This is a genomic window from Mycobacterium sp. E796, from assembly GCF_001672815.1.
In the GTDB taxonomy this organism is placed as follows: Bacteria; Actinomycetota; Actinomycetes; order Mycobacteriales; family Mycobacteriaceae; genus Mycobacterium.
In genome coordinates, this window is sequence record NZ_LZKK01000189.1 from 1 (window position 1) to 9,077 (window position 9,077).

Here is a 9,077-nt window from a genome sequence, read left to right on the forward strand (position 1 = left end):
CGCCGGTGGTGCTGCCCCCGCCCGTCGTGGTGTTGCCGCCGCCGGTGATCCTCCCGCCACCGATCGTGCTGCCGCCGCCGCCCTCGGGAACCCACCCGTCGCCGCCGCGGTACCCGCCGCCGTCGCCGCCGAACGCGCCTCCGCCTTCCGGGACTCCGGCGCCGGTTCCACCTCGGCCCCTCCCTCCGCCTAAGCCGAACCCACCGCCGCCGCCACCGCCGTCGACTCCGGCCGGCCCAATCATCAGGTGACCGGTACGTAGCGCCCGGGTAGCCGCGTACGGCACTATGAGAACGTCGTCGTCCGTGAAGAGGCTCGCGGGAGTTAGTTTGGTCGAAGTTCTCAGCGCCCAGACGGTGACTGCCTAGATGCCGGCCCGCCGGCACCCCTATTTCGCATACGGGTCGAATCTCTGCGTCAGGCAGATGGCGCTGCGCTGCCCCGACGCCGCGGATCCGCGGCCGGCGGTGCTGGCCGACCACGACTGGCTGATCAACCAGCGCGGCGTGGCCACCGTCGAGCCGTTCGCCGGCAACGAGGTGCACGGGGTGTTGTGGCAAGTCTCCGACGACGACCTGGCGACGCTGGACAGCGCCGAGGGCGTGCCGGTGCGGTACCGGCGCGACCGGCTGACCGTGCACACCGGCGACGGGCCATCGCCGGCCTGGGTCTACATCGATCACCGGGTGATCCCGGGCCCGCCGCGGCCGGGCTATCTGCCCAGGATCATCGACGGCGCCGCGCAGCACGGGCTGCCGCAGCGATGGATCGACTTTCTGCGCCGCTGGGACCCGTCCCACTGGCCTCGACCTGTAGTCGCTAAAACTCCCGCACCACAATCACTTTCAGCGCTGTTGAGCGAACCGGGCGTGACCGAGGAGAGCCGGCTGCGATCGCGTTTCGGTTTTCTCGCCATCCACGGCGGCGGCCTGGAAGAGATGACCGACGTCATCGCCGAACGCGCCGCCGAGGCCGCCGACGCCTCGGTGTACGTGGTGCGCCATCCCACTCGCTACCCGCATCACCTGCCGTCGGCCCGCTACGACCCGGACGAATCGCCAAGGCTGGCCGAGTTTCTCGATCATGTCGACGTCGCCGTCTCACTGCACGGCTACGGCCGAATCGGGCGCGGCACCCAGCTGCTCGCCGGGGGACGCAACCGCGCGCTGGCGGCTCACCTGGCGCGGCAGATCCGGCTGACCGGCTATCAGGTCGTCACCGACATCGACGACATCCCACCGGAACTGCGGGGCCTGCATCCCAACAATCCGGTGAACCGGGTGCGCGCCGGCGGGACGCAGCTGGAACTGTCGGCCCGCGTGCGGGGCCTCAGCCCGCGCAGCCCGCTGCCGGGTGCCGACGGCTTGTCGCCGGTCACCTCCGCCCTGGTGCGGGGGCTAGCGGCCGCGGCGCGTTCCTGGTAAGTGTTTTTGGTCGTTGAACGGAGGTTGTTGGTGGACAAGGATTTTCGCTTTGGATTGAGCATGCGGTTCTTCAAGTCACGCTCGGCGTTGGTCGACAAGGTGAAGCGAGCGGAAGATCTCGGATACGACATCTTGTGTGTGCCAGACCATCTCGGCGCGGCGGCACCGTCGCCGACGCTGACTGCGGTCGCGATGGTGACGAGCAGGATAAAGCTGAGCATGTATGTGCTCAACGCCGCGTTCTACAAGCCGGCCCTGCTCAGTAGGGACCTGCAGGCCCTCGACGTGCTGAGCGACGGCCGTCTGGAGATCGGCCTCGGCACCGGATATGTCCGGGAGGAATTCGAGGCCGCCGAGCTGCCATACCCCAGCGCCGGCGCGCGCGTCGACTATTTGGGACACATGACGACGTACCTGAAGGAACATCACCCGACGACGCCGATCCTCATCGCCGGCAACGGCGATCGCGTGCTGACGCTGGCCGCCCGGCACGCCGACATCATCGGGCTGACCGGCGCCAGGGTGCACGACGTCGACGACCCGCTGGCCGAACGCATCGAGTTCGTCCGCAACGCTGCGGGCGAGCGATTCGACGCGCTCGAGCTGAACATGGTGATCACCGCAATGCCGCGCGAAGGTGAGAGCGCACCCGACCTGCGGATGACCCGCCAATACGCACCCGACCTGCCCGATGACCAGTTGCTGTCGATGCCGTCGGTGCTCAGCGGGTCACCCCGCGAGATGGCCGACACGCTGGTCGGCCTCCGCGAGAAGTACGGCCTGAGCAGCTTCACCGTCCAGGACAATAACCTCGACGCGTTCGCGAAGGTCATCGCCGAACTGCGGTGAGCGGTCGGCGCGCGGCGGTCGACGGGCGCCTCGCCCGGTAAGCTCACTCCGTCCGCCCTCGTAGCTCAGGGGATAGAGCACGGCTCTCCTAAAGCCGGTGTCGCAGGTTCGAATCCTGCCGGGGGCACTGTTGTCATGTCTCAGGACATCGTTGACAGGTGTCCCGAGACATGGTTTACACCTGGATTTTGTTTTTCGGTGAGTTTTTCCGCATTTCACGCCGCGGGGTTGGTAGTCGCGGGTGGGATCAAGTGTGAGTTTGCGGATGAGCTGGCCGGTGTCGCGGTCCGTCATGTTTCTCTGTCAACCAGATTCGGTCGTAGTGGCATGGGGTACCCCCAGTCCTTCGGCAAGGTTTTGCAAAGCGATCCTCGCCAGCGGCAGGTCCACTCCCACTTCCCCGCCGAGTCCCAGCGCCAGGCTGAGGTCCTTCTCTCCCAATTCACGGGTGTGCAGGAAAGGTTGGTAGAGGAAGTGGTCTGGGGCGAGCGGCTTGCTCATGTCGTCGCGGAACATCATCGCTCCGGTGCCGCCACTGTGTGCATCGGTGTGGCGCACGACCCTGCTGAACGCCTGCACATCAAGACCCGCCAACTCGGCGAGCTTCATTGCTTCGCAGGCGGCCGCAAAAGAAGTGAAAGTTAGCATGTTGCGCGCCAGCTTCATTCGGGTCCCCGCGCCGGGTTCTCCAGCGTGAACCACCATAGACGCCCACTGTTTGAACGCCGGCTTGACGCGCTCGTAAACCTGGCGTTCGGCACCCACCATGACAGCTAGATCACCCGTCTTCACCGCTTCCACGCCACCACTGACCGGGGCATCGATGACGTGAATGCCGTTGGGCCCCAGCTCCGCAGCCAGCTCGACTGCGGTCCGGTGGTCGATCGTCGAGTGGATCGCGATGACGGTACCGCGCTTGGCCCGAGGGGCGAGCCGCGCCACCACGTCGCGCACTTGCCCGTCGTTGAGCACCATGACGCTGATGATGTCGGCGGCCGCCACGTCATCCACGGTGTCGGCGACCTGCACTGCGCCGTCGGCGAACGACGTTGCGGCATCGGGCCGTACGTCAAAGACGATTAAGCCACCGGGCCAGTCGACCAATCGCTTGGCCATCGGTGCACCCAGATTGCCCAGCCCGATGAAGCCCAACATCGGCGCGTGATCGTCGGCCATGGATATCCTCCTGCGGGTCGCATGATCATTGTGCACGACGGCACTCTCATGCCCGCCGCAGCAGCATCGCTGTGGTGCCGCTGTTGGCCGCTCCGACGCCGACCGCGGCCAGCGTCGCGCCGTCGACCTGTCGCGCGCCAGCCTCGCCGCGAATCTGCAGACATGCTTCATGGAGATGCCCGAAGCCGTGCAGGCGTCCGCCGGACAACTGCCCTCCGGCAGTATTGATGGGTAGTTCGCCGCCCAGGGAGATGCGGGCCGGGTCCGCGACCCACGCGCCGGATTCGCCCACCGGGCAGAAACCAAAGTCCTCCAGCCAGCAAAGCACGAAGACACTGAACCCGTCATACAACGAAGCCACGTCCACATCGTCGATCGTGAAATCGGTGCGCTCCCAGATGGTGGACCAGCGCGAACTGATGCGGGTGATGTCTTCGCCGCCCTCCCAGGTGAACCGGTCGTGGTGGGCACAGTCGAGGGCCTCGACGGCCACGCCGGGGTGATCCAGCGCGCCAACGTGTTCGGCACGCGAGACGACGAACGCGGTCGCCCCGTCGCAAGCGATATCACAGTCGAACATGCACAGCGGGTCGGAAACCATCCGCGCGCTCGAATACGTATCCAGGTCGAGTGGCTCGCGATAGATCGCCGCGGGGTTGCGCGCCGCGTGCGCCCGCTGCGCGATCGCTATCGACGCGAGCTGCTCCCGGGTCAGGCCGTACCGCAGCATCCGCCCGCGGATTTGGAGCGCCGCCAGGTTGGCCGCCGTCACGCCAAAAGGCATCTGCCACCCCAGCATTCCGGCTGGACGCCCGCCACCGGCCCCATAACCCTTGCGGCGGCCGGCACCCTGAGCGGTGCCCTCCCAGATGCTGCGCCAACACAGGACATGGTCGGCAAGCCCCCCGGCCACAGCGAGCATCGCGTCCACGACGGCGCCGAGCTGTCCCGGGGACTCCACTCCCCCGGCGACCCAGTTCGGCGCGATTCCCAGCGCGTCGTGGATGTCGCGCAGCGACGCCCCGGAGAATCCGATGCCGGGTTGCGACGACCCGGGATACGTTGTGAGGCCGTCGATGTCGGCCAACGACAGACCCGCGTCGGCAACCGCGGCCAGACACGCTTCGGCGGTGAGCTCCAGCGGGTCCCGCCCCAACCGGCGGCCGATTGCCGACTGACCGATGCCGCTGATGACAGCTCGGTCGGTCACCAAGCTCCTCATCAGCGCTCTGGCTCGAACAAGGGAATGAACACCTCGTCTTCGCCGTCCATGCACCGATCGAATGTGACCCGAACGCGCATATCCGGGGTGATCTCGCCGGGAAGGACGTTCACCAGGTTGGTCAGCAGGCGCGCCCGCCTGTCCTCAACCGGATTGACGAATGCGATGAGGTAGGGCGGCGTCAACCCCGGGAACCATTGGTGGCGGTTCACCGTCCAGGATTCGACGAACCCACGACCGCTGAGGTCGACATAGTCGATCGCGGAATGGTCGACAGGGCACAGCAGCGCGGGCGGGTGACACAGCCGCCCACAGTTGGTGCAGCGTTGCATGCGCAGCACTCCGTCGGCACCAGCGGTCCAGAAGGGCCGATTCAGGGCGGTCAGCGCCGGAACCGGTCGGTGAAAATCTGCCATGTGAGTCATGCGCTATGGGTGAATTCGATTGCTAGCCAAACACTCCCGGTGACTGCGAATAGTCCACCGTTGACAGCTCGGTCATGCCTCCATCGACGTGGAGCACCGTGCCGGTCACGAAAGCCGCATCGTCTCCTGCCAAGAACGCTACGGCCGGCGCGATCTCCCCGGGGCTGGCGCCGCGCTTCATGGGCGACGCCGCCGCGGTCCGCGTGTAGTTGTCCCATTCGGTGCCGATCAGCTTTTCCTGTGCCTCCGTAAGGGCGAACGGACACACCGCATTCACTCGGATGCGGTGGCGAGCCCACTCGTTGGCGGCGACCTTGGTCAGCGCCGCCACCGCGCCCTTGGCCGCCGAGTAAGGAGCGGTGTAGGCGATGCCGGCGAGGGCGGAGCCCGACACGAAGTTGATCACCGACGCGCGCCCCGACTCACGGAGGAACGGAAAACAGATCTGCATGAACCGGAAGGTTGCCTTGGGCCCGGTGGCTTCCGAGAGCTCCCAGTCCTTATCGGTGACCAGTTCGAGTGCCTTCGGCATCGCGAAGAACTGGGCCGCGTTGACCAAGACGTCGATGCGGCCACCTCCGGTTTCCGCCGCCTCGTGCACGGCGGCTTCAATCGCATCGCGGTGGGCCACATTGGCCCTGGTGAAGGAGGCTCGCCCGGAATTGCCACGAATGCGCTCGACGCGCTCAAGGCCCTTCTCCCCGTTCAGATCGACGATAGTGACGTGGGCACCCAGGCCGGCCAACTCCTCGGCAATTGCCCCGCCCAGCCCCTGAGCTCCGCCGGTAACCAGCGCGTATCTGTCCTCCAGACGAGCCAAGACCACTCCTTGCTGCGATGTAACAATGGAACATCCAACGTTCAATTATCCAATAATTGCAGATCGCCGCGGCGGTGCCTAGTGCACCCATCGCGAGCCCTCCCGCCGCGACGAAGACGCGCATCCGCAGGGGTGCAGCCGGCCTCGCGGACCGGTGCGGCTCCCGGGCGCAACGCCGCACGTCGCGTACCATGAATGACCGGGACCACTGCCGTTGGGCGCGTAGGAGTGTGATGTTGACTGACCCAGTCGCCGGCGAGGCGGAGGTCGCCGCCGAGGCTGACCGCCGTGACCAAATTCTTGACGCGGCCAACGAGTGCTTCACGCAGCTGGGCATTCAGCGCACCAGTGTGCAGGACGTGGCGCGCATGGCCAAGGTCTCCCGAGGCACCATCTACCGGTACTTCGTCGACCGCGATGTCCTGATCGAGGCCGCGATCGAGCATGGTGCCCAACGCTTCTACCGCGAAGTCGCCACGGCGATGGCCAAGAAATCGACTTTGGCCGAGCAACTGGGCGCGATGGCCGAGACGCACGCGAAGATCCTGCTCGACCATCGGACTCGCAACCGGCTGATGGCCGACGACGCCGAACTGATGCGGCACATGATCTCCGACGGTGACACGGCGGTCCGGCGTACCACGCAATTTCTCGAACCGTATGTGCGGGCCGCGCGCGAGCGTGGCGAGGTGGGCACCGGCGTCGACGTTGCTGCTGCGAGTGAATGGCTGGCCCGAATCATCTGGTCGTTCTCTACCGTCAACGAGGCCCAAACGTTCGACATGTCCAAGCCGGACACTGTCCGGCGCTATGTGGAGGCGTTCGCGATCAACGGGCTCCGCTGAGGACCATGCGGAAGCCGCTCAACTGAACAATAGATGTACTATTGTTCTCCATTGTCGGACGGCTTTGAACGCGTGGATTATCGATCGGTGGTCAGCACATGGGCGAACGGACGTTGGCCGGCAAGCGGGTCGTGGTGGTGGGGGCATCGGCCGGGATCGGGCGGGCATTCGCCGTGCGTGCCGGCAAGGAGGGTGCCGACCTGCTCATCGCGGCGCGCCGTCAAGACCGTCTGGACGAGGTTGCCGCGGAAGCAGGGTGCCCCGCCGCCATCAGCGTGGATGTGCGCAACGCTGACGACTGCGTGCGGCTTGCCGATATGGCCCGCCGGACCGTTGGCGAAATCGACCTGCTGTTCATCTCGGTGGGTTACGCGCCGCTGAGAATGTTCGCCGACACCTCCGTCGACGATTGGATGGACGTGATGCGGACGAATGTGGTTGGTGTACACAACGTCGTCCGGTCCTGTCTGCCAGTTCTCGCTCCCGCGGCGCTCGTCAGCGCCATGTCCTCCGAGACCGTCGGACAACCACGAGCCGCGCTGGGCGCCTATTCCTCCAGTAAGGCCGCGCTGTCGGAAAGCCTCAATGCCTGGCGCACAGAGCATCCCGGGTTTCGTTACTGCTGTGTCACGGTGGGCGGCACCGTTCCGACCGAGTTCACCGCGGCATTCGACCCCGAACTGCTCGGCACGGTCGTTCAGGATTGGGTCGCGCGCGGCCTCCTACAGGAGACATTGATGTCGCCGGACGACGTGGCCGACATGCTGGCAGGAACGTTCGCCAGCGCAATGAATTTTCCCACGGTCGGCCTCGAGCAGCTTGTCATTCGTCCACCGTCACCACCCCGTCGTGGGCTGACGGTATGAGGCCGGATGAAAGGGCAGTGATGACAACGCAAGTCGAATCGGCGTGGCCCGATTACCCCGATTACCGCATCGACGCGACCCTGTGCCCATATCGGGGCGAGGTATGGTTCGGTGACGTGCTCGTCGCCCAGAGCGACCGGTGCCTCGTGGTGACCGAGACCGACCACGAGGACCGCTTGTACTTTCCCGAGTCCGCCGTGCGGTGGCAGCTGTTCCGCCCGTCGGATCACAGCAGCGTGTGCCCGTTCAAGGGTCGGGCCAGTTATTGGAGCCTTGACGGGGCGGGTTCTAGCGTTGAAAACGTGGTATGGACCTACCGCACTCCGCTGCCAGAGGTCGCGGCCATCGCGGGACACGTCTCGTTCTACGGCGACGCGCTACGTGTAGTCGTCGTCGAAGTCTGGCCGGACGGCTCAGAGGTTGCCGTGACATTCCCGCTGTGGGGAGACGCCGACGAACTGTCCAGGATCATCGACGTCCAGGAGGTGGCCGATAACCGGTTCATCGGGCCCGCACATGGGCCGACTCATCGCAATGTCGTCGAGGGCGGCCAGCTGCTCGGCGAGGCGATCGTGGCCGCGTCAAAAGCGCTTCCGGGACAGAGAGTCACGTCGGCATCGATGATCTTCGCCAAAGCGGCCTCGTTCGACGCGCCCGTAGACCTGTCCGTCGACGTGCTTCGTCGGGGCAGATCGTTCTCGACGGCCGACGTTCGCATCAGTCAGCGGGGCGTATTGCGCAGCGTAGGTCTGGTGCTTGCAGATTCCGGCGCGGCCGACGTGATGCGGCACGGCGAGCCCATGCCGGACGTTCCGGGACCCGAGTCGGCGGTGCCGTTTGCGGGCTTCGGTATGACGGGCCGCGAGATTCGGGTCGTGGATGGTGCGTACGACCCGGATCCCGATCGGGTGGGCCCGCCGATCATCAACGCGTGGGTGCGATTCCGCGATGCGCCGCCGACCCCCTACCTGAACGCCGCCTTGCTGGCCCAGTCGACGACGCATTGGACGATCGCCGCGGGCATGTTGCCGCATCCCGGCCTGGGCGAGGCGCGCGCGCATGCCACCTTATCGACCGGGATCATGAAGGCCACCATCGCGTTTCACGACGACGTCGACGTCGCGGACTGGCTGCTCTACACGAATCACGCATTCTGGTCAGGACGCGGGCTCGTGCAGGGCGACGGCCGGGTCTTCACCCGAGATGGACGGCTCGCCGCGTCCTACACCATCCAGGCGATGGTGCGTGAGTTCTCGACGGAACCCGCGGCGATGGGCCGCGACAGCCGGACGGCGATGTAAGGCCGTCCCGTCATTTCAATGCGTCAGCGCAGGCCGTTGATGGCGAATTTTTCGACATAGCGGCGGACCGTAGCCGGTTTGCTCATATCAAAGGTAAGACCCTGATTGACGGTCGAGAACGAATAGATGATGCGAGCCAGCCATTCACT

10 protein-coding genes and 1 tRNA gene are annotated in these 9,077 nt (G+C 65.9%); 6 read left to right on the forward strand and 5 right to left on the reverse strand.

The window, feature by feature from the left end:
• A partial coding sequence (locus tag A5706_RS13800; RefSeq protein WP_369831863.1) for a hypothetical protein occupies positions 1 to 286 on the reverse strand: 286 nt, incomplete at its 3' end.
• Between the two features lie 82 nt (positions 287 to 368).
• On the opposite strand from A5706_RS13800, the gene A5706_RS13805 reads away from it, so the two are divergent.
• The 3 genes from A5706_RS13805 (at position 369) to A5706_RS13815 (ending at position 2,400) form a co-directional block, all read left to right on the forward strand.
• Positions 369 to 1,424, forward strand: a complete 1,056-nt coding sequence (locus A5706_RS13805; protein WP_068131442.1) for a poly-gamma-glutamate hydrolase family protein — start codon at positions 369 to 371, stop codon at positions 1,422 to 1,424.
• 24 nt (positions 1,425 to 1,448) lie between these two features.
• On the forward strand, positions 1,449 to 2,273 hold the full coding sequence (locus tag A5706_RS13810; protein WP_082964359.1) for an LLM class F420-dependent oxidoreductase: 825 nt from the start codon (positions 1,449 to 1,451) through the stop codon (positions 2,271 to 2,273).
• 54 nt (positions 2,274 to 2,327) lie between these two features.
• Positions 2,328 to 2,400, forward strand: a tRNA-Arg gene (locus A5706_RS13815).
• 176 nt (positions 2,401 to 2,576) lie between these two features.
• On the opposite strand, the gene A5706_RS13820 is transcribed toward A5706_RS13815, so the two are convergent.
• Genes A5706_RS13820 through A5706_RS13835 form a run of 4 tightly spaced genes read right to left on the reverse strand, consistent with a single transcriptional unit; the run spans position 2,577 to position 5,916 of the window.
• Complete coding sequence (locus A5706_RS13820; RefSeq protein ID WP_068131446.1) at positions 2,577 to 3,449, reverse strand: NAD(P)-dependent oxidoreductase; 873 nt, start codon at positions 3,447 to 3,449, stop codon at positions 2,577 to 2,579.
• A gap of 46 nt (positions 3,450 to 3,495) precedes the next feature.
• Positions 3,496 to 4,659: a thiolase family protein gene (locus A5706_RS13825; RefSeq protein WP_231985286.1), complete on the reverse strand. Its 1,164-nt coding sequence runs from the start codon at positions 4,657 to 4,659 to the stop codon at positions 3,496 to 3,498.
• A gap of 11 nt (positions 4,660 to 4,670) precedes the next feature.
• Complete coding sequence (locus A5706_RS13830; RefSeq protein WP_068131450.1) at positions 4,671 to 5,096, reverse strand: Zn-ribbon domain-containing OB-fold protein; 426 nt, start codon at positions 5,094 to 5,096, stop codon at positions 4,671 to 4,673.
• A 22-nt stretch (positions 5,097 to 5,118) separates the two neighbouring features.
• Complete coding sequence (locus tag A5706_RS13835) at positions 5,119 to 5,916, reverse strand: SDR family NAD(P)-dependent oxidoreductase (protein ID WP_068131456.1); 798 nt, start codon at positions 5,914 to 5,916, stop codon at positions 5,119 to 5,121.
• A 233-nt stretch (positions 5,917 to 6,149) separates the two neighbouring features.
• Here A5706_RS13835 and A5706_RS13840 point away from each other — a divergent pair, with 233 nt between their 5' ends.
• The 3 genes from A5706_RS13840 to A5706_RS13850 all read left to right on the forward strand — a co-directional run bounded on the left by A5706_RS13840 (position 6,150) and on the right by A5706_RS13850 (position 8,928).
• Positions 6,150 to 6,761, forward strand: a complete 612-nt coding sequence (locus A5706_RS13840; RefSeq protein ID WP_068131451.1) for a TetR/AcrR family transcriptional regulator — start codon at positions 6,150 to 6,152, stop codon at positions 6,759 to 6,761.
• Between the two features lie 98 nt (positions 6,762 to 6,859).
• A complete protein-coding gene (locus tag A5706_RS13845) occupies positions 6,860 to 7,627 on the forward strand; it encodes an SDR family oxidoreductase (RefSeq protein WP_068131453.1) in 768 nt (255 codons plus the stop codon).
• 20 nt (positions 7,628 to 7,647) lie between these two features.
• Entirely contained in the window at positions 7,648 to 8,928 is a 1,281-nt protein-coding gene (locus A5706_RS13850; protein ID WP_068131454.1) for a DUF427 domain-containing protein, read from the forward strand.
• Positions 8,929 to 9,077 lie beyond the last annotated feature (149 nt).

Bases quoted from the DNA above. Each gene is read 5' to 3' on its own strand.
- A5706_RS13850 (WP_068131454.1), top strand. From the start codon at position 7,648: ATGACAACGCAAGTCGAATCGGCGTGGCCCGATTACCCCGATTACCGC.
- A5706_RS13820 (WP_068131446.1), bottom strand. From the start codon at position 3,449: ATGGCCGACGATCACGCGCCGATGTTGGGCTTCATCGGGCTGGGCAAT.
- A5706_RS13845 (WP_068131453.1), top strand. From the start codon at position 6,860: ATGGGCGAACGGACGTTGGCCGGCAAGCGGGTCGTGGTGGTGGGGGCA.
- A5706_RS13805 (WP_068131442.1), top strand. From the start codon at position 369: ATGCCGGCCCGCCGGCACCCCTATTTCGCATACGGGTCGAATCTCTGC.
- A5706_RS13830 (WP_068131450.1), bottom strand. From the start codon at position 5,096: ATGACTCACATGGCAGATTTTCACCGACCGGTTCCGGCGCTGACCGCC.
- A5706_RS13840 (WP_068131451.1), top strand. From the start codon at position 6,150: ATGTTGACTGACCCAGTCGCCGGCGAGGCGGAGGTCGCCGCCGAGGCT.